The sequence below is a fragment of the uncultured Sulfitobacter sp. genome, from assembly GCF_964021855.1.
In the GTDB taxonomy this organism is placed as follows: Bacteria; Pseudomonadota; Alphaproteobacteria; order Rhodobacterales; family Rhodobacteraceae; genus Sulfitobacter.
In genome coordinates this window covers 533,718-557,543 of record NZ_CAXHZD010000003.1, presented here as the reverse complement: position 1 = coordinate 557,543, position 23,826 = coordinate 533,718, and the positions used below count along the sequence as shown (strand labels likewise).

Here is a 23,826-nt window from a genome sequence, read left to right as displayed (position 1 = left end):
AGGAATTTGCATAACCATACAGTTATGAAACTAGACCCCCGCCTGCGCTTGCGCCATATCTCAACGTTTTTAGACATCGCCCAAGCCGGGTCTATTGTGGCGGCAGCGGATCAACTTGGCGTCAGCCAGCCCGCCGTGTCCAAAACCCTGCGCGAGCTTGAGGATATCCTAGGCCAGCAACTGTTCGACCGCTCTCTGCGGCAACTTAGATTGAATATGGCCGGGCAGACGTTTCAAAAGCTTGCTGGCTCCGCCATGACAACGCTGCTGCGCGCCACACAGCAGGGGAATGGGGCCACGCAAACGCGGCTGGCCATCGGTGCATTGCCAACGGCGGCGACCCAACTGGTGCCTCGCGCCGCAATCCGCTTTCGTACCGTGCAGCCGCAATGCCTGGTGCGGGTGTCCACCGGGCCGAACTGGCTGCTGCTATCGCAACTGCGCGAGGGGCGTCTGGATTTGGTGGTGGGCCGCATGGCGGATGCGGAACGAATGGAGGGGCTAAGCTTTCGCCAGCTCTATACCGAAGACGTCGTCGCCGTCGTGCGTGCTGGCCACCCTTGGGTGGATAACTTTGATGCCGATGCCCTTGGCCGGTTTCCCCTGATCCTGCCGCCGCCCGGTGCCGTGATCGGCCCGCTCGTTCGGGCGTATTTGCGCAGCATTGGCCAGGATGATCTGACCCCGGCATTCGAAACAGTATCCCTTGCCTTTGGCCGTCAGGTATTGATTGAAACAGATGCGATCTGGTTCATCTCGCGCGGTGTTGTCGCACAAGAGCTGACACAGGGCAGCCTGCGCGCCATCCCCCTGAATGCGCCGATGATGGCGGGACCAGTCGGCATCAGCTTGCGCCAAAACCTACCCGAAAGCGCTGAAATCGCGGCGATGATTGACGCTTTGCAATTTGCGACGACCCAGTAACGACGCCATATTTTCTGGTGCCATATTTCCAAATGGACCTAAATCCCGGGGGAGGGGCCGCAGCGCGGCCACGGGGGCTGGCCCCCGGTCCCCACGTGCATTAGATAATAATACCAGCCAATATCTGCCTCTCACGGCAAACAGAAAAAGGATACTCCAGATGATGAGAACACGAGCGGCAGTAGCTGTTGAGGCGGGTAAACCGCTTGAGGTCATGGAGGTGAACCTTGAGGGTCCCAAGCGGGGCGAGGTTTTGGTTGAGATGAAGGCCACGGGCCTGTGTCACACCGATGAATTCACCCGCTCGGGCGATGATCCCGAAGGGATCTTTCCCGCCATTCTGGGCCACGAGGGCGCAGGCATCGTCATGGAGATCGGCGAGGGCGTGACCACGCTTGAGGTCGGCGATCACGTGATCCCGCTTTACACCCCTGAATGCCGCGAATGCGAATATTGCCTGTCGGGTAAAACCAACCTCTGCCAAGCCATTCGCGTCACCCAAGGCCAAGGTCTGCTGCCCGATGGCACCACGCGGTTTTCGATGCTCGATGGCACGCCGATCCACCATTACATGGGCTGTTCGACCTTTGCCAACCACACGGTTGTGCCTGAAATCGCGCTGGCCAAGGTCCGCAAGGACGCGCCGTTCGATAAAATTTGCTATATCGGCTGCGGCGTCACCACGGGCATTGGCGCGGTCATCAACACCGCCAAAGTCGAGATCGGCGCGCGTTGCGTTGTGTTCGGGCTGGGTGGCATTGGCTTGAACGTGATCCAAGGGCTGCGTCTGGCTGGCGCGGATCAAATCGTGGGCGTCGATCTGAACGACGACAAGGAAGAAACCGGTCGCTACTTCGGCATGACCGACTTCGTGAACCCCTCCAAGGTCGACGGCGACATGGTGGCCCATCTGGTGGAACTGACCAAGGGCGGTGCCGATTACACATTCGACGCCACTGGCAACACCAAGGTCATGCGCCAAGCGCTTGAGGCGGCCCATAAAGGCTGGGGCGAAAGCATCATCATCGGGGTAGCACCCGCAGGTGCAGAAATCTCGACCCGGCCGTTTCAGCTGGTCACCGGCCGCGTCTGGCGGGGCACTGCATTTGGCGGTGCCAAGGGCCGCACGGACGTGCCCAAGATCGTGGACTGGTACATGAACGGCAAGATCGAGATCGACCCGATGATCACCCACAAACTGACGCTGGACGAAATCAACCACGGCTTCGATCTGATGCACCAAGGCAAATCAATCCGCGCCGTCGTGGAGTTTTGAGCTTAACCGCACCGACGTAAGCTAAGGCACCGCTTCCGATGGGGGCGGTGTTATTCTTTGGAATTGGTTAACCATTTTCGCGCCACGTTGACGCAAGGATACCTTTTGCTTCTGCTGACTTCGGCACTACCTGTAATGTCAGAGTCATACCCAATCGCTCTGCACGCCCGGGAGGCCGTTCATGAAACTGACCGTAAACGGCAAAACGCACGAGGTTGATGTCGAAGACCACATGCCGCTGCTTTGGGTTCTGCGAGACGAGCTGGGCATAACCGGCCCCAAATATGGCTGCGGCATTGCGCAATGCGGGGCTTGTACGGTGCACGAGGATGGCGTCGCCGTGCGCTCGTGCCAATTGGCGGCCAGCGATGTCGTGGGCGAGATTACCACCATCGAAGGATTGGGTGCGCCGAACGCTCTGCACGCGGTGCAAGAGGCGTGGATCGACCTACAGGTGGCGCAATGCGGGTACTGTCAAGCCGGTCAGATCATGCAGGCCGCGTCATTCCTTGATCTGAATTCAGAGCCTACAGATGATCAGATCGACGCCGCGATGAGCGGGAATTTATGCCGCTGTGGCAGCTATCCACGCATACGCGAGGCTGTGAAAACGGCTGCGACCAAACTGCGGGCGGTTTGAAATGGGGCGCGTGAAAACCATTGCCCGCCGCAGCTTTTTGATCGGATCGGCGGCCATCGCAGGCGGCGTTGCCTTTGGCACCTATCTTTATAAAGGCGAGGGTGAAAACCCGCTGCTGGCAGACCTTAGGCCCGGTGAAACCGCCCTGAACCCTTACGTCAAGATTGACGCCCAAGGGATCACGCTGATCACCCCGCGTGCCGATGTGGGGCAGGGGGCGTGGTCCATGCAGGCGCATATGATCGCTGAAGAGTTGGATATTGATCCCGCGACTGCGACCCTGTCACCGGGGCCTGCCAGCGCGATCTATTACAATGGTGTTGTCGGGGCCGAGGGGCTGCCGATTGCCGCGACCTCTGAAACTTTGCTGGCCCGCGCCGGACGCGGTGCGGTAGATGTGGCGGGTAAATTGATGGGGCTGCATATTACTGGCGGGTCATCGACTGTGCCCGATATGTACGACCGTCTGCGCATGGCAGGGGCCGTTGCACGCGAAACATTAATCCGGGCCGCCATGAAGCAAACCGGTCTGCCGCGTGATCAATTGCGCACGGAAAACGGCTGCGTTGTGCTGCCGGACGGGCTGAAGATCGAATACCTTGATCTGGCTGTGGCTGCGGCAGACATCGAACCCGTTCAGGATGTCACCCTGCGCGATCCGTCGCAATGGCGCTATCTGACCAAACCGCAAAAGCGCACCGACATGGTGGCCAAATCTACCGGTACGCTGACCTATGGCATCGATATGGTGATGGACGGGATGGTCTATGCCACGACCCGTACCAATCCTGCGCTTGGCGGTGGTCTCATCGGTTTTGACGCAGAAGCGGCGCAAGACATGCGCGGCGTTCGCAGTGTTTTGCCGATTACGGGCGGTGTTGCCGTTGTGGCCGATAATACATGGCGGGCCTTTCAGGCGGCGCAAGCTGTCGAATGCGATTGGGGTCCGTCACCCTATATCGGCAACACGGCCGATCAGTTTGACGCGGTTGCCAATTCCATGACCGACGATCACCAAGACAGCCGTTTCAAGGACGAAGGCGACGTTGATGCCGCCCTGGACGGTGCCGATGTGATCGAGGCGGAATACCGCATTCCCTATCTGGCCCACGCCCCGCTGGAGCCCATGAGCGTCGTCGTGAAGATGTCGCAAGCCCGTCTGGATATCTGGACAGGCACGCAAATCCCGCGTTTCGTGCAGGCCAATATGGCCAAGCTGACGGGGTTTGACGCGGATAACATCCATGTGCATGTGTTGATGTCGGGCGGCAGTTTTGGCCGCCGGCTTGAAGATGACTACATCGCCCAAGCGGTCGAAATCGCCATGCAACTGCCCGACACCCCGATCAAGATGATCTGGCAGCGCGAAGAAGACTTCACCCATGATTTCCCCCGCCCGCTGGCCATGGCTCGTGCAAAGGGGGCGGTGAAATCCGGTGCGCTGGACGCGTTTGATCTGTCGATTGCAGCGCCCTCTGTGGCTGAATCCTCGCTTGCGCGGTTGGGCCAACCTGCCATCGGCCCTGATGTGGCGATTGTCGCAGGCGCGTGGGATCAGCCGTTTGCGATCCCCAATTATCGCGTGACCGGATACCGCACGCCAGCGATGGTGCCGATCAGCTCTTGGCGATCCGTGGGCGCGTCGGGCAACGGGTTCTTGCACGAAAGTTTCATGGATGAACTCTGCCATGCCGCAGGTGTCGATCCGCTGGCAGAACGGCTGCGCCTGTGCTGGCACGATCCGTCCCGCAAAGTGCTCGAGGCCGTTGGCGAGATGTCGGATTGGGGCAGTGACCTTGGGCCAAACCGAGGACGCGGGCTGGCCTTTACCCTTGCCTTTGGGGTGCCCGTGGCCGAGGTGGTCGAGGTCACAAACACAGACGATGGCATTCGCATCGACAAGGTATTCGTCGCCGCCGATGTGGGCCGTGTGCTGGACCCCGTGAATTTTGAGGCACAGGTACAAGGCGGGGTTATCTTTGGCCTAGGTCACGCGATGAATTGCGAGCTGACCTATCGCGATGGCGTTGCAGAGCAGGATAATTTCCACGCCTACGAGGGGATGCGCCTGTATCAAACACCGCAAATCACGGTGCGCGGGCTTGAGAATGGCGAAAAACTTAGGGGGATTGGCGAGCCTGCCGTGCCGCCCGCAGCGCCCGCATTGGCCAATGCCATATTTGCCGCCACAGGTCAGCGTATCCGCGAATTGCCCCTGTCCAAATCGATTGATTTCGTATGAGGGGCCTTGTTATGGCATTGCTGATCGCCGGACCGGTGGCCGCCCAAAATACGCCGACCAAGGCACAAGGGCTGGCGGCTTGGGATGATGTGTATTCTGTTACCTCGCACCCGCGCTGCACCAATTGTCATGTGGGCGAAGGCGGCATTCCGATGTGGAACGGCCTGACCTATGGGACAGACGCGGTTCACGGCATGCATGTGCAAGCAGGCGACAGCCGTGTGGGGGCCGAAACGATGCCGTGCCGCACCTGTCATATCGGCGTGGCATCGGCCAACGACACACCCCATGCCCCGCCAATGATCGACGACGCGTGGCGGTTGCCACCGGCTGAATTGGCGTGGTTGGGGAAAAGCAGCGAAGACGTCTGCGTGCAACTGCGCGACCCTGAAACCAACGATGGTTTTGAAATGGATGAGCTGGCCGCGCATCTTGAAACCTCGGCCTTTGTGGCGTGGGGTTTTGACCCCGGTGCCGGGCGCAGCACGCCGCCGATTGGTCTGGATGAAATGATCACGGCGCTAAACCTGTGGGCCGCTGCTGGCACGCCTTGCGCAAACGATCCCTAGTGCCGAAACCCCTTGACCTATTACCGCGCTGCTTGTTCGGTAGGCCATGGATATTTTACAGATCACCCGTCCCGCCACCGTCACCGGCCTTGATGACATTCCGATGCCGTCAGTGGATGCACATGCTGCCCAAACACTGGTTGCCCGCTGCCCTGTTGCGGCAGAAACCCCGCTTGTTCAGGCGGAAGCTTTGGCCGTTGAGGCAGGCGTTGCTGAACTGTGGGTCAAGGACGAACGCGGCCGCATGGGGCTTGGCAGTTTCAAGGCGTTGGGCGCGGCCTATGTCATCGCCTGCGACAAAGAACGCGGCGATCATCGCGGCCGCACCTATGTCACGGCGAGCGCAGGAAACCACGGCATGTCAGTCGCCGCAGGGGCGCAGGCCTTTGGCGCGGCATCTGTGGTCTATATTGCTGAACCCGTCCCCGAAAGCTTTGCCGCGCGGCTGGCCGAACAAGGCGCGCAGGTGATCCGTGAAGGGGCAACATACGAGGATAGCATGGCCGCTGCGCAGGCCGCTGCGGATGCGAATGGCTGGGCGCTTTTGTCCGACAGCTCTTGGCCCGGATACACCGAGCGCCCACACCGTTTGATGGAAGGGTATTTGGTTCTAATGGCCGAGGCGATTGCGCAGATGCCCGCCGCGCCCACACATATATTCTTGCAAGCCGGCGTCGGCGGTCTGGCGGGGGCGTGTGCCGCTTTGGCGCGTCAGGCGTGGGGCGACGGGCCGCGTATCATTGTGGTCGAACCTGATGCGGCCCCGGCATTGCACGGGTCCATTAAGGCGGGCGCACCTACGGAAAGCAGCGGACCGGTTAGCGACATGGGGCGGCTGGATTGCAAGATGCCATCGCTGATCGCGCTGAAAGGTCTGGCGCAAGACGCCGACGCATTTGCCCTGATATCCGAGGCCGAAGGACAGGCAGGTGCAGGGGCCGCAATGGTTGCAGGCTTGGCATCCAGCCCGTCCGGTGCCGCAGGGATCGCGGGGCTTTTGGCACTGTCGGATGCGCAAAAGGCCGATCTTGGGATCACCGCAGCATCGGTCGTGCTGACGGTGCTAAGCGAAGGTCCGGCAAGCTGATGCGCGGCTTTGGGCAAAGCGAATACGAAGAACGGCTTGCTCGCGCGCAAACGCTTATGGCGGCCCATGACCTGTCTGCGATGTTGCTGACGACCGAGGCCGAAATCAGGTATTTCACTGGCTTTTTGACACGGTTTTGGGAAAGCCCGTCCCGCCCTTGGTATCTGGTGGTGCCTGCTATGGGCAAACCGGTTGCCGTCATACCGTCCATCGGCGCGGCATTGATGGCGCAAACTTGGGTCGACGACATCCGCACCTGGCGCGCACCCGATCCTGCTGATGATGGGGTCAGCCTGTTGTCCGACACGCTGAACGAAATGGCGGGGGCGGGGCGCATTGGCATCCCATCCGGCCCCGAAACTTATTTGCGGGTTCCCCAGTCTGATTGGGGGTGGATCAAGTCCGGCACCTTCGGGACATTCGTATCGGATTACGGGATCACGGCCCGTTTGCGTGCGATCAAATCCGACGCCGAGGTGGCCAAGATAGAAACCGCCTGCGGCATCGCTGGGCGTGCCTTTGCCCGTGTGCCACAGATCGCGGCGCAAGGTCGCGCGCTGTCTGCGGTCTTTCGCGATTTTCAACGCTTGCTGCTTGAGGAAGGGGCCGATTGGGTGCCCTATCTGGCAGGCGGCGCGGATCGTGATGGTTATGGCGATGTGATTTCGCCCGCATCAGACAGGCCGTTGGCGCAGGGCGATATATTGATGCTGGATACGGGCGCGGTGTTCGACGGCTATTTCTGCGACTACGACCGGAATTTTGCCATCGGATCTGTATCGCCCACCGCACGCAATGCACATGCACAGTTGATCGACGCGGTGAATGCGGCGGCGGACATCGCGCGCCCCGGCGCAACGGCGGCGCAGCTGTTTCACGCGATGGACAAGGTCGTGACCGGCGGGGCAGGCGGATCGGACGCGGGGCGGCTGGGGCACGGGTTGGGCATGCAACTGACCGAAGGCATGTCGCTGATCGCGGCAGACCAGACAGTGCTGGCCGCCGGAATGGTTCTGACACTCGAGCCGGGGATTGATACCGTGGATGGCCGCATCATGGTGCACGAGGAAAACATCGTGATCACCCAAGATGGCTGCCGGTTCCTAAGCCCGCGTGCGGGGCCAGACATGGTGGTGATTGAATGAGATATCCCTATCAATCGGTCCCGACGCTCGCCCCCGCCCTTGGCTTGATCGTCTTACAGGCGGATGAAACCCTTGAGGGGGACATGCGCGCGATGATGCCGCTGGAAACAGCCCTCTACGTCAGCCGCGTGCCCAGTGGCGATGCTGTGACCCCTGATACTTTGGCCGAAATGGCCGCGCATCTTACGGGGGCGGCAGGTCTGTTGCCCCACGCGGCCCGTTTCGCCAGCATAGGGTACGGCTGCACATCCGGTGCCGCCGAAATTGGGTCTGACCGTGTGGCGGGTCTCATCCGCGCGGGGACAGACAGCCCACATGTGACCAACCCGCTAAGCGCGCTGATTGCGGCGTGTCAGCATCTGGGGATAACGCGGCTTGCACTGTTGTCGCCCTATGTCGCGCAGGTGTCCGCCAAACTGCGCGATGCCCTTGCCCGCGAGGGCATTGAAACGCCGGTGTTCGGCAGCTTTGACGAGGCAGAGGAAGCCAAAGTCGTACGCATTGATGCCGCATCGATCGTCGGGGCGGCTGTTGATCTGGCATCACAAGGCGGGGCAGAGGCGATTTTCCTAAGCTGCACCAACTTGCGCACGCTTAGTGTGATTAACAAAATCGAGGGGAAAACGGGGCTGCCGTGCCTCTCCAGCAATCAGGTTTTGGCGTGGCATATGGCGCAGGCCGCAGGGATCACCGCGCGGATACCGGGCCGGCTGGGGCAATCGGCGGCAGCTTTGCCATCGTGAGCGGATAGCACCGACCCAGCGAAAAATTGATACATTTGCAAAAATTGCTGGTTATTGATCCACTTGACGATGGTGGTATACCTCAGACGTGTGTGTGTGCGTTGTGTAATGGTTGCGACCTCAGTTTTCCAAGTAAGTATTCCAAGTGGCACCCCGTCGTGTATTACCCTTAACCGTATAACTTCATTTTATTCTATGTTGCAAACATCATCCTGATGTTGCTGCCATATCAGGATGTACCCGACAAAAGGCCGAACGTCTGTCGGCAGGGTTCTGGGTCCAAGAGCGGCGGAAACTAAGAGAGGGCTGGCGCAGCGACTGCCGAAAAAGGATGCCCAATACAGACACGTCACAATCGCCAAATCCAACTAAACAGGCTGCTCACTCGGCGTCGTCCTGCGTTCCGCAGACCACAAGCCGAGGGCCTCTTCGTAAATCCAAACACTGCAGTCTCATTGAATTTGGTTCAATTCTTTAACCGATGTTTCTTGCTTTGGGATTTTGTCACGACGATCGTCGTTGAATTTATGCGGCAGCGACAGCACCCTGATTGTAACGGCCCGTAACTGATATCAATTAGGCTGGGGTTTGAGCAACAACGACCCTTAAACGCATCCGCTAATCGCTCCGCCCGCAACGGTATTGTCGATCTGGGCTAAGAGCCCATCATAGCTGTTGCTCCGGCATAAATCGACTAAGCGTATTCTTAGATTTTCATTGCGGCTCTGGTTCTCCGGTGCGCCAAAAATTGCAAGCTCTGCTGCTAGCAATTGCGCAAGAAACGCAGACATGCCTGCTGGACCGGCGATATTCTGCCCCATATCCAGTGTGTTCTGCGCGGCATTCATGTCACCTAGGCCTGCATAGCCTCTAGCCAATGGTGCCGATAAAAATGCGCGCAGTACGTCGATATTGGCTGTTTCACTCGTCTCCATCGCAAATACGAGGCTATCGACACTGGTTTTCAAATCACCCATTTGCAATGCGCGTATACCGACCGATATCGCGTGAAATGAAATATCGTATGGTTTGCCCGTATGTGTCGCCAATTCCTTCATCCGGTCACAAACCAGCGCGGCTTCGTCAAACTTTCCCATTAGGCTAAGTGAATTTGCATGTGTACCGGTTCCTAAGACTGAAACGGTTCCTGTGGTTCCAGTCGTAAGACGGTCGTTATCTAGAACATAAAGGTGTCCATATTTCGTCGAAACTTGAACGGCTTTTTCGAAGTTTCCCTGAAACCAATACGCCTGACTGAGAGCAAAGGCTGCCGTTGCTATCCGGCCTGGCGCACCCCACGCGATAGCTGCTTTAAGCTTCTCTTCACCTGAGGGAATTACATCGGAGAGATCCGCTAAAATTGTCCCCATTATAACTTGATCAATTCCGGCCCCCAGCACAGATGCATCATCGCCGAGTTTACGTGCAAGGCTTTCGACTTCACTGGTCATCTCAAGAATTCTGGAAAAATTTGCCTTGGGAACATGGGCAACACGCGAGCCTTGAAGCGCTTGCATAGTAAGCTTTGTAATCTCGAGAGACTTCGTGTCGACCTTTTCCGCACATTCGATCGACTTTTCAAAATGCAGTATCCCATCATCAAATGCAGCGCGTTTCAGCGCAAGATGTCCGCAGATCATGAATGCGTTCGCTGCTTCGATCCAGCGTTGGGACCGCTCGGCGTGAAAAGCGAGAGAACTCATTGCTGACAGATTAGAGTTAAGTTTCATGTCTTTAATGATTTCAAAACACTGACCATGAAGGTATCGCAGCCGGCGTTTTGGCAGGGTCAAATATGCGACCTGCTGGATTAGAGCATGTCTAAACTTCGCTAATGGTCCGTCGATATTTTCTAGTAGCTCCAGCTTGGCGAGAGACGGCAGCGATTGTGAAATCTCCAACCCTTCTTGACGCAACAGCTTTTTCAAGAGATCCGTTGAAAACTCTGACCCGATGACGGCGGCAATCTGCAAGGTTTGTCTGTCGGTGGGAGACAGAGCATCAATACGTTGGGCGATCAACGGTTGCACACTATCAGGTACCTTGAAACTTTGCCCAACCATGCCACCCGCAGAAACACCAACCCTTTTTAAATTAAGTATAATTTCTTCAATAAAAAGAGGTGTTTGCCCGCAGATCTTTTCAATGAATGAACCTAAATCCGCCTGTTTTCCATCTTCACCTAATAATTCATTAATCAAGCCGCGGCTCGACGTGGTGTCTAAAGGACCAAGGTGTAAGTGATGAACATCACTGTCCGTTCCGATTGGCAAGCTGTCCGCCGTTCGGGATGTCGAAATGACCAGCATCGTTTTATCAGACACCGTCTGGACCAAGTCTAGATGCAATTTATGCGTGTATTTGTCGGCCCAATGCATATCCTCAAAGATGACTACCAGAGGCTTTTGTTCGGCAATTTTGACGATGACGGCGATCATGGCCCTAACAATTGCGTCCTGCCGTACCTTTGGGCCCATTGCCCTCCAAACAGGGTCATCGCTCTCCGAGTGAAAAACCGACTGCAGAGCGACTATATCTTGCTGATAATTCTCCGATCCGACGTCCAGATATTCACCCAGTTTTTTGGTGATTTCAGGAAGCTCGGCAGATGGCAGCATATCCAAGAATTGCTTGATCGCGCGAATAACCGGACCATATGCAACTTGTTTGTCAAGAGCGGTCGCACTGATCCCAAGAACCTGTGCATTCGTATTATCTATTGCACCGGTGAATTCATGCAGCAGCCTGGATTTCCCAATACCAGCTTCGCCAATCACCGCAACCGCTGCCCCTTTTCCCTTCAAGCAAGATGACCACGCTTGATCGAGAGTTCCAAGGTCATGATAGCGCCCCATGAACGGGGACAACCCACGCCCAATTCGGACATTCCAGCGTGACATCGTTTGATCTCGGCCAACGATTTCAAACAGTTCTATAGGCTGGTCCATTCCGCCCACTTGGATATTTTGTACGCGTTGCGTGTGAAACATTTCCCCTACGGTTTCCACAACAGCACTTGATACCGTTACTGAATTGGTTCGCGCTGCGGATTGTATTTTATCCGCCAAATGCACGACCGGGCCTGTTGCAGTAAGTTCATCGAAATCGGAATGCGACAAGCTTCCGAACAAGACCGGACCACTGTGAATGCCAACTCGAATATCAACACGATCAGTTGCCATTCCAGCCACTCGTTCGATGGCAGCCAACCCGGCCTCGACAGCTCGGATACAATGGTTTTCATCAGCATGAGGAAACCCGAAAACTGCCAAAGCACCATCGCCGACAAATCGCACCGAAGCACCGAATTCCTCGCATGTGTCCATAATCAGCTCGACAGAGGGGCCCAGCCGATCAAGGGCATCTTCCGGGTCAAGATCCTCGATCAGTGCCGTGGATTGCACAATGTCGATGAATGCAATTGTGCAAATTTTTCGTTCGCGCGCTTCAATTTGAATGCTGCGCTTACGTTGACCTGGTCTTTTAGAGCGGTAGGGCAAGGTATTCCTCCGAACCAGAAATTTCACCCAAATTCAAAATGCCTCTAGGTCATTAGCCTCACTCATCACAAAGCACTGTCTCAGGAAAGGTGTATCTCAACAAAACGGTCAGTTTGAGGCCCTAATACTGCAATCTATGTGAGGGTACCAGTTTCTTTGACGAACGAAAGCACTATTGACCAAGAGGAGGTCATGACTTTTAACTGTTCATTATAATCTTTAATTTTGATTGCAGTAGGGGAAAAACATGGCGGACAACGAACATACTCATGGTAATAAACACCTCACATTAGACGATATTCAAATGATCATTGGTCGCGCAATGGTTGATGAAAGATTTCGTAGCGAGTTCACGAGCAATCCAGAAGCAACTTTGGAAAAACTAAGGATCAGCACAAAGATCGGTGACACTGTAGACGAAAAGTCAGTGGCTTTGATCAACGCAATCGCCGAAGCGCTGAGGGAAGATAATACTGGTGGAACGCTACAGGATGCACTGAAAAATATCAGAGATTCCTATCTAGAATCCACGGACGGCATCATTCGTCCTCACTGTGGTTAATAGGGATGTGTCGGTGAAAAACTGATGATGGTGGCCGATCCAAAAGACGTTCACATCGTTTCACTGCCGTTCACATCGCTACAATATCCCAACCTGGGTGCGAGCCTTCTCGCAACCGGCATTAGGGCGCGTGGGCGGACTTGTGAAATTAGCTATCTTGCCTTTGATTTTGCCGAAAAAATCGGGTTGGATGCATACCTGTTGCTGTCGCACGAAAAGTTCTACCAAGCCTTCTTGGGCGAATGGATATTTTCTGAACTGGTTTTTGAACGTAACGAGACGTTGGATATAGAATATCTGACGAACGTATTGCCTGATTTTACCGAGCCTTTAGAGTCGCTTTTGATCACGGACTTGGCTTTGAAGGCCCGAAAAGTAGTTAGAGGTTTCATCGACACATGTGCGAAGGACATCGCAGCAAAACAACCGTCGCTGATTGGTGTAACGACATCTTTTCAACAGAATATGGCATCAATTGCTTTTGCCCAAGCACTCAAGAAATACGCGCCAGATACAGTTATTGTTTTTGGCGGGGCTAATTGCGAAGCAGAGCTCGGGCAAAATTTACTGGAGCGTTTTGAATGCATAGATGCCGTATGCAGTGGGGAAGGGGATGTGTCCTTTCCTACATTTGTTGAGGCCTTTTGCCGCTCAAAACCGCTGCCGGAAGTACCCGGAATTACGACGCGTAACAGCCTGCCTTCCAAAGCACCCGGTGCGATGATCACAGCGCTTGATGATCTGCCAGTACCAGATTTTTCAGACTTCTATAAACGGTTTGAGCTTACGCCCGGACTAAGTGATTTGTTACAGCCTGCGCCTACGATCGAGACGTCACGCGGGTGTTGGTGGGGTGCCAAGAACCATTGCACGTTTTGCGGTCTTAATGGCAACGCTATGACATATCGTAGTAAATCACCAAAGCGGGCCTTCGCGGAATTTCAAAGCCAAGCGCAAAAGTATGGATCAGACTTTGTCGTCGTTGATAACATACTTGACTACACGTACTTCGACAGTCTCTTACCAATGCTACGCGACGATCCAACGCCTTTCCTGATGCACTTTGAAGTGAAATCAAATCTTTTCCCAAAGCACATCAAAGCTATGGCTGAGGCCGGGGTACGTAAGATCCAACCGGGTATCGAGACACTAGATAGCGGCATTCTTAAACTAATGAAAAAGGGTGTTTCTGCCTTGCAAAACATCCAAACATTGAAGCTTTGTGCTCAAGCGGGCATTTTCGTCGATTGGGGATTCATTTTCGGCTTTCCGGGCGAAAATCCGCAAAGCTATGATGACATGGCCGAACTAATGCCTTCGCTACACCATCTACAGCCCCCAACTGCGTTTGCGCCAGTGCGCGCAGATCGATTCAGTCCGTATTTCACCAGACCAGAAGACTACCAAATACAATTGGCACCCTCCAAACCCTATCAATACATCTATGCCGGTATTGGCGATGAACTAACGAAATTTAGCTATCATCATCTCATGTTTGGAGCTGGGATCGACAATGCTCAGGACTACACGCGTTCTGCAGGTGAAGCCGTAAAACGGTGGCGCTCTTCCCATTCGAATGCCGAATTCTACATCGACAACGGCGGCTCTACTCAGATGACTCTGATCGACAGTCGTTCAAACGGAGAAAAAAAACGGGTCCGCCTGAGCCTGTTAGAGACAGATATCGTTCGCCTTTGCACATGCATTACAGCAAAGGATAGCGTCATAGATGCGTTGTTGCCGAGTTTTTCGCGTGAACAGATTGCCAACTCAATTAACCAACTTATTGATACAGGCGTCCTTGTGGGTGAAAGAAATTTGCTTCTGGCTCTTCCATTGGATTCTGGGGTGTACAAGCAGGCACCGACATGGATGCAAATACGAGCGGAAGTCCTAAAAGGCCCTCAGATTGATGCACAGAACCATTAAGCAATCAAACGTAGAACAAAGCGCTTTTCGGCTTTGGACTGCCACCGCATTCATGGCCATCCATTGACCGACGTAGCAATGCCCCGAGAGGTTCTCGCCTCTGAGGCGACCTTACGCTATCTTCTAAGGGCTTCCTTCAGCAGATCATTCTGTATGCGCTGTTGCTGCACAGTGGCTGGAATGGTCCCGAAGAGATTGTCGGGTCGGAGATCTTTTTTGCTTATGCCTCATGGCTTACTTGACGCCCATACAGGTATGAAATACTAACCCTTTTGTTGAGCGGGCGTTGTGTAATGGTTAAGACCTCAGTTTTCCAAACTGAAGATGAGGGTTCGATTCCCTCCGCCCGCTCCAACAAATTCTTCCCATAATTCAAACTGCTATGATTTGCCGCAAGCCGTGATCTTTTGTCGGGCTTGACCCCATGCGCGGTGCAGGCGATGACACCTGTGTTTGAAAAGGAATTCTGATGGCCCGCACGCCCACGCCCGCACCGGCACAAGAAGAACGCGAGAAATCCAAACAGCTTGGCGCTTTGCGTGCGCTCGTGCCCTTTGTTCGGCCTTATCGCGGGTTGATGATTGCAGCGGTTCTGGCGTTGATCTCGACGGCGATGATTTCGCTGATGCTGCCGCTGGCGGTGCGCCGTGTGATCGATAACTTTGGCAGTGGCGAAGAATTGCTGGATCAGTATTTTATTGCCGCCCTGATTATCGCCGGGTTTTTGGCAATCGGGACCGGGCTGCGCTACGCGCTGGTCACGCGGTTTGGCGAACGGGTGGTCGCGGATATTCGCAAAGCTGTGTTCGACCGCGTTATCGGGATGAGCCCGTCTTTCTATGAGCGTATCATGACCGGAGAGGTTTTGAGCCGGATCACCACGGATACCACGCTTATTCTGTCGGTTATCGGGTCGTCCGTGTCGATCGCGCTGCGCAATGTGCTGATTTTCACAGGCGGTTTGATCTTGATGTTGTTCACCTCGGCCAAGCTGACGGGGATGGTGTTGCTGCTGGTGCCCGCCGTGATCGTGCCGATCCTTGTACTGGGGCGTAAGCTGCGTGTGATCAGCCGTGAAAATCAAGACTGGATCGCGGCCAGTTCAGGTAATGCGTCCGAAAGCCTAAGCGCTGTGCAGACCGTGCAGGCCTTTACCCACGAGGCGGCAAGCCGGGCTCAATTCGCACAGATGACCGAAGCGTCCTATGACGCCGCGCGCCGCCGGATCAAGACGCGGGCGCTAATGACGGTCATCGTGATCTTTTTGGTCTTTGCCGGTGTTGTTGGTGTGTTGTGGATGGGCGCGCGCGATGTGCGGGCCGGTGATATGACCCCCGGTGCCTTGGTCCAATTCGTGATCTACGCGGTGATGGTGGCAGGCGGCGTAGCCGCATTGTCGGAAATCTGGGGCGAATTACAGCGGGCAGCCGGTGCGACTGAGCGTCTGGTGGAGCTGTTGCAAACCAATGACGACGTACATGATCCCGACACATCTGCTGAACTGCCGAACCCCGTCGCGGGACGGATCGTGTTCGAAGACGTACAATTTTCCTACCCCGCGCGGCCGGGCGTGCAAGCGCTGGACGGCGTGGACCTGACAATCAATCCGGGCGAAACTGTTGCCTTTGTCGGCCCGTCAGGGGCGGGTAAGACAACGATCATCCAGATGATCCTGCGGTTTTATGATCCGCAATCGGGGCGCATTACCTTGGACGGGATCGATCTGCGCAACGTGTCGCGTGACGCATTCCGGCAGTCGGTTGCACTCGTCCCCCAAGACCCGGTTATCTTTGCCACCTCGGCGCGTGAAAACATCCGCTTTGGCCGGCCCGATGCGTCTGACTCTGAAATTGTCGCAGCGGCCCAGGCGGCGGCGGCACATCAGTTTATCAGCGACTTGCCCGATGGCTATGACAGCTATCTGGGCGAACGCGGCGTGATGCTGTCGGGCGGGCAAAAACAGCGCATCGCCATTGCGCGCGCGATTTTGCGGGACGCGCCTGTGTTGCTGCTGGACGAAGCCACCAGCGCGCTGGACGCGGAAAGCGAACGCGCGGTGCAGCAGGCGGTGGATAAGCTAAGCGCGGATCGGACGACTTTGATCGTCGCGCACCGCTTGGCGACCGTCAAAAAGGCGGACCGTATCGTGGTGCTGGAAGCGGGGCGTATTGTTGACACCGGCACCCATGACGAACTGGTGGGGCAGGGCGGGCTTTATGCGCGTTTGGCACGCTTACAGTTCACCGATGGCATTGCTGCTGAATAAAACGCTTGTTTATCTCTGCCTAAGGTGGAAACTAACAAGCGAAATAATAACCACAGGGAGATAAACATGGGTTTGTGGAGTTTCGTTAAGGACGCCGGTAAAAAAGTATTCGGCGGCGGCGATGAGAAAGAAGTAACAGGCGCGGTCCTGCAGGATGAATTGAAAGAGCTTGGCCTTGATGCTGAAGGTCTGGATATTCAGGTCGATGGTGACAAAGTTACCGTGAGCGGCAAAGCAGTCAGCCAAGAGATGAAAGAAAAAGTCATTCTGGCCGTTGGCAACGTCGAAGGCGTTGCAGCCGTCGAAGAAGACATCAGCGGCGGTGACGGCGACGGCACGTTCCACACCGTTGAAAAGGGCGACACGTTGTGGGCCATTTCTGCCAAGACCCTTGGCAATGGCGCGCGCTACGAAGAGATTTTCGAGGCCAACCGCCCGATGCTGACACACCCAGACAAAATCTATCCGGGTCAAATGCTGCGCATTCCAGCAAAATAATCACTGCGCGTCGCCCAACGGGCACGCCAAATTACGTCATTATCAAGAGCGGCAGAACCAATCTGCCGCTCTTTTTGCATTTTGCATGGTGAAACTAGGCTGACGCCACGTTCAATATTCCCTCAGACGCTTGCGAATTTTGAATTTTGCCATCATCCTTGCGACGGGGAATAAATGAATGCGGGAAAACCGCACCATAGGGAGGAATATTATGTCATTTGCCGGGATCGAAGACCGTAATGCAATCGAGGCAGAGATGCCGTGGGCGGACCGCGACGTCGCCAAAACAATGTGGGGATTGCTGAGCAATACGGCAGGCAAATTCCCGGATCACAACGCGATCAGCTATCAACTATTTTCCGGCCCGAAAGATTACGCTGAAACGCTGACATGGTCGCAACTGCGCGGTCAGGTCGGGCGGACGGCGAACCTGTTCCGGTCTTTGGGTGTCGGGCCGACGGATGTCGTGGCCTATGTGCTGCCCAACTGTAACGAGACGGTTATCACATTGCTGGGCGGCGCGGTTGCCGGTATCGCGAACCCGATCAACCCGCTGCTCGAGGCAGAGCAAATCGGTGCCATCCTGCGCGAAACCAACGCCAAGGTTGTCGTGACTTTGCGGCCCTTCCCGAAAACAGATGTGGCACAGAAAACCGCCGAGGCGGTCGCGCTCGCACCCAATGTGAAACATGTGCTTGAGGTCGATCTGTGCCGCTATCTGACCGCGCCCAAATCGTGGATCGTCCCGTTGATCCGTCCCAAGCAGACAGGTGGCAACCAAGCGACCTATCACAATTTCAATGCCGAGATCGCCAAACAGCCGGTTGAGCTGACCTTTGACGATCCGCAAGAAGACCGGGTGGCGTTCTACTTCCACACCGGCGGGACCACGGGCATGCCCAAGGTCGCACAGCATAAATACTCCGGCATGGTTTATAACGGCTGGCTGGGTGGCCGGCTGCTTTATACGGAAGAGGACAACATCATGTGTCCGCTGCCGTTGTTCCACGTTTTCGCCTGCCACGTCATCTTGATGGCAGCGGTGACATCCGGAGCGCATGTCGTGTTCCCGACGCCTCAAGGGTATCGGGGCGATGGCGTGTTCGACAACTTCTGGAAGCTGGTCGAGCGTTGGAAAATCACCTTTATCATCACCGTACCGACCGCGATTTCGGCCAAGATGCAGCGCCCGATTGATGCTGATATCTCGACCGTGAAACGGGCATTTTCCGGCTCTGCCCCGTTGCCGCTGGAACTGTTCAAGCGGTTTGAAAAGGCAACGGGTATTACCCTGATCGAAGGCTATGGCCTGACCGAGGCGACCTGCCTTGTATCTGCAAACCCGCCGGATGGCGTGCGCAAGGTTGGCAGCATCGGCATCACCTTCCCCTATACGGATGTGAAGATCATCAAGGGCACCGCCGGTGGACCTGTCGAGGCCAATATAGACGAGATCGGCGAAATCTGTATCTCGAACCCGGGCATCTTTGAGGGCAACACCTATACCGAAGCCGAGAAGAACAAAGACCTGTATTACTTTGACAAGTACCTGCGCACAGGCGATTTGGGCCGCATCGACGAAGACAAATACCTCTGGATCACGGGCCGCGCCAAAGACCTGATTATCCGCGGTGGTCACAACATCGACCCCGCAGAGATCGAAGAAGCGCTGCTGGGTCACGAGGCCGTTGCCTTTGCCGGTGCCATTGGCCAGCCCGACGCTCACGCAGGCGAAGTGCCTTGCGCCTTTGTCGAACTGGTCGGCGGCGCATCGGTGACCGAGCAGGAACTGATGGATTTCTGCAAGGAAATGGTTCAGGAACGCGCGGCACAGCCCAAGCACATGACGATCATGCCCGAACTGCCTAAAACGGCAGTTGGCAAAATCTTTAAGCCTGATTTGCGCAAAATGGCGATCACCCGCATCTTTAATGAATCGCTTGAGAAAGCCGGCTCGCCCGCACGTGTGGCATCGGTTGTTGACGATAAAAAACGCGGTTTGGTGGCGCGAGTTACCATGAACGGCGCGTCTGATGCGGATGTCGGTGCAACACTGAATGCGTTCACCTTTGGCTGGGAAGCTGCATGAACCAACCCGACTATGGCGTTTTGCTGGATGATGAAATCTGGGCCTATATGCGGCGATCGGACGAATTCTATCCACCTGACGCGGTCGGGTTAAGCATCGAAGACCAGCGCGCGGTCTATAATAAGATGTGCGCTGCTTTTCACCAAACACATCCTGATGGGGTGCAAACATGGGACGTCACCTTTGGTGGCGTCCCATGTCGCCGTTATGAGGTCGGCGCATCCGATATCACGGTCATCTATTACCACGGCGGCGGCTTTGTCGTCGGCGGGTTAGACAGCCATGACGACGTTTGCGCCGAAATCTGCGCACGCAGCGGATATAGGGTAATCTCGGTCGATTACCGCTTGGCCCCCGAGGTCACCTTTCCCGGCTGTTTCAATGACGCCTACGGCGCGTTTCAGGCGATTGCAGCCGAATATGCCGGTGGCATTCTGTTGGCCGGGGACAGCGCCGGTGGCAACCTTGCCGCGGCGGTCGCACATCATGCACGCGGGCGCATCGACGGCCGTATCAAAGGGCAGGTGCTGATTTATCCGGGACTTGGTGGAAACCCAGAGCAAGGCAGTTATATCCGCCATGCCAACGCGCCCCAGTTGACAGTCGCGGATATGGCGTTTTATCAGCGGGTCCGGTCGGGAGGGGAGCCACCCAAAGGCGATCCGCGCTATGCGCCGCTGCATGATACGGATTTCTCCGACCTGCCACCCAGTGTCATGATCACCGCTGAATGCGATCCGCTATCTAGTGACGGCCAGGCCTATCGCGATGCCATTCTGGCCGCAGGCGGTCAGGCGGTTTGGGTCGAAGAACCGGGGCTGGTGCATGGGTATTTGCGCGCCCGTGTGATGTCGCAAAAAGCGGCGGCCAGCTTTGACCGCATTGTGGGCGCGATTTCCGCGATGGGGGCAGGGGATTGGCCTGCGGAACTGTCCTAGCTTAGAAACGATTTCGCCAGCATCGTATCGGCCACAGGTGCGCCCAGACGCCCCAAAATCGTCGGTGCAAGCTGAAGCTGGTCAATCACGGTATCTTCGGACGGGCCATTTGCATCGCCGAAATAATAGAGCGCTGTTTCTTGCTGCAACGCCCCGCGTCCGCCGTGGTGGCCGCGTTCATCTTGGCCGTGATCAGCGGTCACAATCACCTCGTACCCCATGGCGCGCCATTGGGGGATGAAAGGGGCCAACATCTCATCCATCACAAAGCAGGCATGGTCCATTTCCTGACAGTCGTGAAAGAAACGGTGGCCCATACTGTCCAGCGTGCAGGTGTGCAGCATGCCGTAATTCAGGCCGAACCGACCTGCCAGATTGGTCAGCGTACCGAACAGATCAACATCAGACGGCGTCATCTGGTTGGCTTGGCCATAGCCGGTCATGGTGTGAAATCGCCCATGGTTGATCGTGTCGCTGTCCGGTTCATCATATTCGACGTCGCGGACATAGTCGAAGGGATCGCGGTTAAAGAACTGAGACCAGAATGAATGGGCGACAGCGCCTGTCACACCGCCAGCCGAACGGGTCTGGGAAAAGACGTCCTTGTGCTTGAGACGGAAAACATTGCCATTGCCGGTACAGCCATGCTGCGCAGGGGCCACGCCAGTGTGGATCGACGCATAGCACGAGGCCGATATCGACGGCAGCACGGCGCGCTGTGTCCAGACGCGGGCATCGCCGCTGTCGACCCAACCTTCGAGATTTCCAAACAAGCGGCGGAAATTGCGGTAGGGGACACCGTCAAGGATGATCAACAGCAGTTTGTTCTTCATGGTCTTGTCCTAAAGTTGCGGAGCGAGACGGAAAATTTCAAATTTTCCGAGCCGGATTTTTTGAAAAAATCCGTTCCCCTCAATTCCCGGCGCTTTCCATGCGGCGGTGTTCAATCGTTTCTTCCAGCCAGCCGATTTTCATTTCCGGAACAGAGCTGAGCAGCAGATCGGTATAATCATCAAAGGGCGGTGACAGAACCTGGCTTTTCGGGCCGTACCGCACTACTTCGCCTTGGTACATCACGGCGATGCTATCGGCGATGGCGCGGACCGTTGCCAGATCGTGGGTGATGAACAGATAGGCGACGCCTTCGATCTTTTGCAGGTTCAGCAGCAGCTTGAGAATGCCATCGGCCACTAACGGATCAAGGGCCGAAGTCACCTCGTCACAGATGATCAGCTTGGGTTTGGCTGCCAATGCGCGCGCGATGCAGACACGTTGCTTTTGACCGCCAGACAGTTCCGCCGGATAGCGGTCTTGAAAACCGTCGCCCAGCTCGATCTCGTCCAGCAATTCCTGAATACGCTTTTGCTTGGCTTTGCCTTTGAGGCCGAAATAAAATTCCAGCGGGCGACCGATAATGGTGCCCACAGTCTGGCGCGGGTTCATCGCCGTGTCGGCCATCTGATAGATCATTTGCATTTCGCGCAGATCTTCGATGGGGCGTGTGGGGAGGTCCGGGCTTAGCACGCGCCCGTCAAATGTAATTTGTCCCTCTCCGGGGGGGAGCAGCCCTGTGATAACGCGCGCCAGCGTTGATTTGCCGGACCCGGATTCCCCGACAACCGCCAAGGTCTGGCCGGGGTGGATATCCACGTTGATGTTTTTCAACACGTCAAAGTTGGTGCCCTTGTACCGCGCGGTCACGTTTTCGACGCGCAGCACGGGATTATCGGTTGGCGTTTTTTCTTCGTGCTTGATCGACCGGACGGATACCAATGCTTTGGTATAGTCTTCTTTTGGGTTGTTGATGATCTGATCAACGGTCCCGTATTCGACCATGTCGCCCTGTTGCAGCACCATAATGTGGTCGCTGACCTGTGCCACAACGGCCAGATCGTGGGTGATGTACAATGCGGCCACACCTGTTGCGGCAATGGCTTCTTTGATCGCCGCCAACACGTCGATTTGCGTTGTCACATCCAGCGCGGTCGTCGGTTCGTCAAAGACGACCAGATCGGGTTCCGGGCAAAGCGCCAGCGCCGTCATGCAGCGTTGCAACTGGCCACCGGACACCTGATGCGGATAGCGGTTGCCGATGTTTTCGGGGTCGGGCAGGCCGAGCTTGGCAAACAGCTCAACCGCGCGGGCTTCGGCCTCGGACTTTGAGAACTTGTTCTGGAAGATGGCGGCTTCCGTCACCTGCTCCATGATCTTTTTCGCGGGGTTGAACGATGCCGCAGCAGATTGCGAGACATAGGTCACTTCGGCCCCGCGCAAACGACGCAGGCTGCGCAGGTTTTCCTTGAGGATGTTACGCCCGTTTACCCATACCTCGCCGCCGGTGATCTCAACACCGCCACGGCCATAGGCCATTGCGGCCAAACCGATGGTGGATTTACCAGCACCGGATTCACCGATCAGGCCCAGCACTTTGCCGGCCTCAAGATCGAAATCCACGCCATGCACGATCTTGATCGCAACGGGCTTTTCACCGGGGGGATAGGCCGTCGCGCCGATTTTCAGGCCGCGTACTTTCAGCAGTGGTTCGGTCATCCCCGGCCCCCTTTCAGCGATGTGGTGCGGTTCAAAATCCAGTCCGCAACAAGGTTGATGGAGATGCACAAGGTGGCAATCGCATAGGCCGGATACAGGGCCGCTTGGATGCCGTAGTTGATGCCTTCTTTGTTCTCTTTCACGATGCCGCCCCAGTCAGCCTGTGGCGGTTGAACGCCCAAGCCGAGGAACGACAGGGTCGAGACGAACAGAACCGCAAAGATAAAGCGTAGGCCCATTTCAGCGACCAGTGGTGACAGGGCGTTGGGCAGGGTCTCGCGGAAGATGATCCAGCCGATTTTCTCGCCACGCAGGCGGGCGGCTTCGACGTAATCCATTACCGTGATGTCAACGGCGACAGCACGGGCCAACCGGTAAACGCGGGTGCTGTCCAGCAGACCCATCAGGATAATCAGGATCGGGACAGTGGTCGGCATGACCGACAAAACAACCAGTGCAAAGATCAGCGACGGGATCGACATGATCAGATCAACAAAGCGCGACAGCACCTGATCGACCCAACCGCCCGATACGGCGGCAAAGAACCCCATGATGGATCCCAGCGTAAAGCTAAGGATGGTCGCGGCAGTGGCGATAAAGATCGTCGTGCGCCCGCCATAAATCATCCGGCTGAGCAGATCGCGGCCAATGCTATCGGTACCCAGCAGGAACTCGGAGGAAGAGGGCTCCCACACATCGCCGACGATTTCAGCCATGCCATATGGGGCAATCCAAGGGGCGAGGATTGCCATGACGAAATAGATGCCGGTGAAGAAAAGACCGATCATTGCAGAGATGGGAATATTTTTCATGGGCGAAACCCTTTCGATGACAGGGTTTTAAAGTTCAGTGGCGATGCGGCGACCGG

Annotated in this window: 18 protein-coding genes and 1 tRNA gene; 15 read left to right on the top strand and 4 right to left on the bottom strand. The window is 56.1% G+C overall.

Annotated elements, in window-relative coordinates; translation table 11 throughout:
* Window positions 1-24: 24 nt before the first annotated feature.
* The 8 genes from AADJ11_RS13315 (at window position 25) to AADJ11_RS13280 (ending at window position 8,626) form a co-directional block, all read left to right on the top strand.
* Complete coding sequence (locus AADJ11_RS13315) at window positions 25-924, top strand: LysR substrate-binding domain-containing protein (protein WP_341234989.1); 900 nt, start codon at window positions 25-27, stop codon at window positions 922-924.
* A gap of 163 nt (window positions 925-1,087) precedes the next feature.
* A complete protein-coding gene (locus AADJ11_RS13310; RefSeq protein ID WP_341235027.1) occupies window positions 1,088-2,200 on the top strand; it encodes an S-(hydroxymethyl)glutathione dehydrogenase/class III alcohol dehydrogenase in 1,113 nt (370 codons plus the stop codon).
* A gap of 181 nt (window positions 2,201-2,381) precedes the next feature.
* A complete protein-coding gene (locus tag AADJ11_RS13305) occupies window positions 2,382-2,840 on the top strand; it encodes a (2Fe-2S)-binding protein (protein WP_341234988.1) in 459 nt (152 codons plus the stop codon).
* 1 nt (window position 2,841) lies between these two features.
* Complete coding sequence (locus AADJ11_RS13300; protein ID WP_341234987.1) at window positions 2,842-5,082, top strand: molybdopterin cofactor-binding domain-containing protein; 2,241 nt, start codon at window positions 2,842-2,844, stop codon at window positions 5,080-5,082.
* Window positions 5,083-5,093: 11 nt separating this feature from the next.
* Window positions 5,094-5,651: a hypothetical protein gene (locus AADJ11_RS13295; RefSeq protein ID WP_341234986.1), complete on the top strand. Its 558-nt coding sequence runs from the start codon at window positions 5,094-5,096 to the stop codon at window positions 5,649-5,651.
* Window positions 5,652-5,697: 46 nt separating this feature from the next.
* The gene (locus AADJ11_RS13290; RefSeq protein WP_341234985.1) at window positions 5,698-6,738 is read left to right on the top strand and encodes a pyridoxal-phosphate dependent enzyme; all 1,041 of its coding nucleotides are present in this window, start codon (window positions 5,698-5,700) and stop codon (window positions 6,736-6,738) included.
* Window positions 6,738-7,883: a Xaa-Pro peptidase family protein gene (locus AADJ11_RS13285; protein WP_341234984.1), complete on the top strand. Its 1,146-nt coding sequence runs from the start codon at window positions 6,738-6,740 to the stop codon at window positions 7,881-7,883. The genes AADJ11_RS13290 and AADJ11_RS13285 overlap by 1 nt, the downstream gene beginning before the upstream one ends.
* Window positions 7,880-8,626, top strand: a complete 747-nt coding sequence (locus AADJ11_RS13280) for an aspartate/glutamate racemase family protein (RefSeq protein ID WP_341234983.1) — start codon at window positions 7,880-7,882, stop codon at window positions 8,624-8,626. Before AADJ11_RS13285 ends, AADJ11_RS13280 begins: the two co-directional genes overlap by 4 nt.
* A gap of 605 nt (window positions 8,627-9,231) precedes the next feature.
* On the opposite strand, the gene AADJ11_RS13275 is transcribed toward AADJ11_RS13280, so the two are convergent.
* Complete coding sequence (locus tag AADJ11_RS13275) at window positions 9,232-12,126, bottom strand: adenylate/guanylate cyclase domain-containing protein (RefSeq protein WP_341234982.1); 2,895 nt, start codon at window positions 12,124-12,126, stop codon at window positions 9,232-9,234.
* Between the two features lie 247 nt (window positions 12,127-12,373).
* Here AADJ11_RS13275 and AADJ11_RS13270 point away from each other — a divergent pair, with 247 nt between their 5' ends.
* The 7 genes from AADJ11_RS13270 to AADJ11_RS13240 all read left to right on the top strand — a co-directional run bounded on the left by AADJ11_RS13270 (window position 12,374) and on the right by AADJ11_RS13240 (window position 20,408).
* Entirely contained in the window at window positions 12,374-12,688 is a 315-nt protein-coding gene (locus AADJ11_RS13270) for a hypothetical protein (RefSeq protein ID WP_341234981.1), read from the top strand.
* A gap of 24 nt (window positions 12,689-12,712) precedes the next feature.
* Window positions 12,713-14,617 carry a RiPP maturation radical SAM C-methyltransferase gene (locus AADJ11_RS13265; RefSeq protein WP_341234980.1) on the top strand — a complete coding sequence of 635 codons (1,905 nt, stop codon included), beginning with the start codon at window positions 12,713-12,715 and terminating at the stop codon, window positions 14,615-14,617.
* A gap of 279 nt (window positions 14,618-14,896) precedes the next feature.
* Window positions 14,897-14,971 (top strand) — tRNA-Gly (locus AADJ11_RS13260).
* Window positions 14,972-15,086: 115 nt separating this feature from the next.
* Window positions 15,087-16,883: an ABC transporter transmembrane domain-containing protein gene (locus AADJ11_RS13255; protein WP_341234979.1), complete on the top strand. Its 1,797-nt coding sequence runs from the start codon at window positions 15,087-15,089 to the stop codon at window positions 16,881-16,883.
* A gap of 66 nt (window positions 16,884-16,949) precedes the next feature.
* Window positions 16,950-17,381 (top strand): peptidoglycan-binding protein LysM, encoded by a 432-nt coding sequence (gene lysM / locus AADJ11_RS13250; protein ID WP_341234978.1) that lies wholly within the window; start codon window positions 16,950-16,952, stop codon window positions 17,379-17,381.
* A 211-nt stretch (window positions 17,382-17,592) separates the two neighbouring features.
* The gene (locus AADJ11_RS13245; RefSeq protein ID WP_341234977.1) at window positions 17,593-19,470 is read left to right on the top strand and encodes an acyl-CoA synthetase; all 1,878 of its coding nucleotides are present in this window, start codon (window positions 17,593-17,595) and stop codon (window positions 19,468-19,470) included.
* Window positions 19,467-20,408, top strand: coding sequence for an alpha/beta hydrolase (locus AADJ11_RS13240; RefSeq protein WP_341234976.1), 942 nt, complete (start codon window positions 19,467-19,469; stop codon window positions 20,406-20,408). Before AADJ11_RS13245 ends, AADJ11_RS13240 begins: the two co-directional genes overlap by 4 nt.
* On the opposite strand, the gene AADJ11_RS13235 is transcribed toward AADJ11_RS13240, so the two are convergent.
* From AADJ11_RS13235 to AADJ11_RS13225, 3 genes are all read right to left on the bottom strand, one after another.
* A complete protein-coding gene (locus AADJ11_RS13235; protein ID WP_341234975.1) occupies window positions 20,405-21,241 on the bottom strand; it encodes an alkaline phosphatase family protein in 837 nt (278 codons plus the stop codon). The genes AADJ11_RS13240 and AADJ11_RS13235 overlap by 4 nt on opposite strands.
* Before the next feature lie 79 nt (window positions 21,242-21,320).
* The gene (locus AADJ11_RS13230) at window positions 21,321-22,958 is read right to left on the bottom strand and encodes an ABC transporter ATP-binding protein (RefSeq protein ID WP_341234974.1); all 1,638 of its coding nucleotides are present in this window, start codon (window positions 22,956-22,958) and stop codon (window positions 21,321-21,323) included.
* Window positions 22,955-23,770 carry an ABC transporter permease gene (locus AADJ11_RS13225; protein WP_341234973.1) on the bottom strand — a complete coding sequence of 272 codons (816 nt, stop codon included), beginning with the start codon at window positions 23,768-23,770 and terminating at the stop codon, window positions 22,955-22,957. Before AADJ11_RS13225 ends, AADJ11_RS13230 begins: the two co-directional genes overlap by 4 nt.
* Window positions 23,771-23,826: the final 56 nt, after the last annotated feature.

Excerpts from the sequence above, each read along its gene's own strand:
- AADJ11_RS13280 (WP_341234983.1), top strand. The coding sequence starts at position 7,880 with ATGAGATATCCCTATCAATCGGTCCCGACGCTCGCCCCCGCCCTTGGC.
- AADJ11_RS13240 (WP_341234976.1), top strand. The coding sequence starts at position 19,467 with ATGAACCAACCCGACTATGGCGTTTTGCTGGATGATGAAATCTGGGCC.
- AADJ11_RS13300 (WP_341234987.1), top strand. The coding sequence starts at position 2,842 with ATGGGGCGCGTGAAAACCATTGCCCGCCGCAGCTTTTTGATCGGATCG.
- AADJ11_RS13265 (WP_341234980.1), top strand. The coding sequence starts at position 12,713 with ATGATGGTGGCCGATCCAAAAGACGTTCACATCGTTTCACTGCCGTTC.
- AADJ11_RS13295 (WP_341234986.1), top strand. The coding sequence starts at position 5,094 with ATGGCATTGCTGATCGCCGGACCGGTGGCCGCCCAAAATACGCCGACC.
- AADJ11_RS13305 (WP_341234988.1), top strand. The coding sequence starts at position 2,382 with ATGAAACTGACCGTAAACGGCAAAACGCACGAGGTTGATGTCGAAGAC.
- AADJ11_RS13230 (WP_341234974.1), bottom strand. The coding sequence starts at position 22,958 with ATGACCGAACCACTGCTGAAAGTACGCGGCCTGAAAATCGGCGCGACG.
- AADJ11_RS13310 (WP_341235027.1), top strand. The coding sequence starts at position 1,088 with ATGAGAACACGAGCGGCAGTAGCTGTTGAGGCGGGTAAACCGCTTGAG.
- AADJ11_RS13235 (WP_341234975.1), bottom strand. The coding sequence starts at position 21,241 with ATGAAGAACAAACTGCTGTTGATCATCCTTGACGGTGTCCCCTACCGC.
- AADJ11_RS13285 (WP_341234984.1), top strand. The coding sequence starts at position 6,738 with ATGCGCGGCTTTGGGCAAAGCGAATACGAAGAACGGCTTGCTCGCGCG.
- lysM (WP_341234978.1), top strand. The coding sequence starts at position 16,950 with ATGGGTTTGTGGAGTTTCGTTAAGGACGCCGGTAAAAAAGTATTCGGC.
- AADJ11_RS13245 (WP_341234977.1), top strand. The coding sequence starts at position 17,593 with ATGTCATTTGCCGGGATCGAAGACCGTAATGCAATCGAGGCAGAGATG.
- AADJ11_RS13255 (WP_341234979.1), top strand. The coding sequence starts at position 15,087 with ATGGCCCGCACGCCCACGCCCGCACCGGCACAAGAAGAACGCGAGAAA.
- AADJ11_RS13270 (WP_341234981.1), top strand. The coding sequence starts at position 12,374 with ATGGCGGACAACGAACATACTCATGGTAATAAACACCTCACATTAGAC.
- AADJ11_RS13290 (WP_341234985.1), top strand. The coding sequence starts at position 5,698 with ATGGATATTTTACAGATCACCCGTCCCGCCACCGTCACCGGCCTTGAT.
- AADJ11_RS13225 (WP_341234973.1), bottom strand. The coding sequence starts at position 23,770 with ATGAAAAATATTCCCATCTCTGCAATGATCGGTCTTTTCTTCACCGGC.
- AADJ11_RS13315 (WP_341234989.1), top strand. The coding sequence starts at position 25 with ATGAAACTAGACCCCCGCCTGCGCTTGCGCCATATCTCAACGTTTTTA.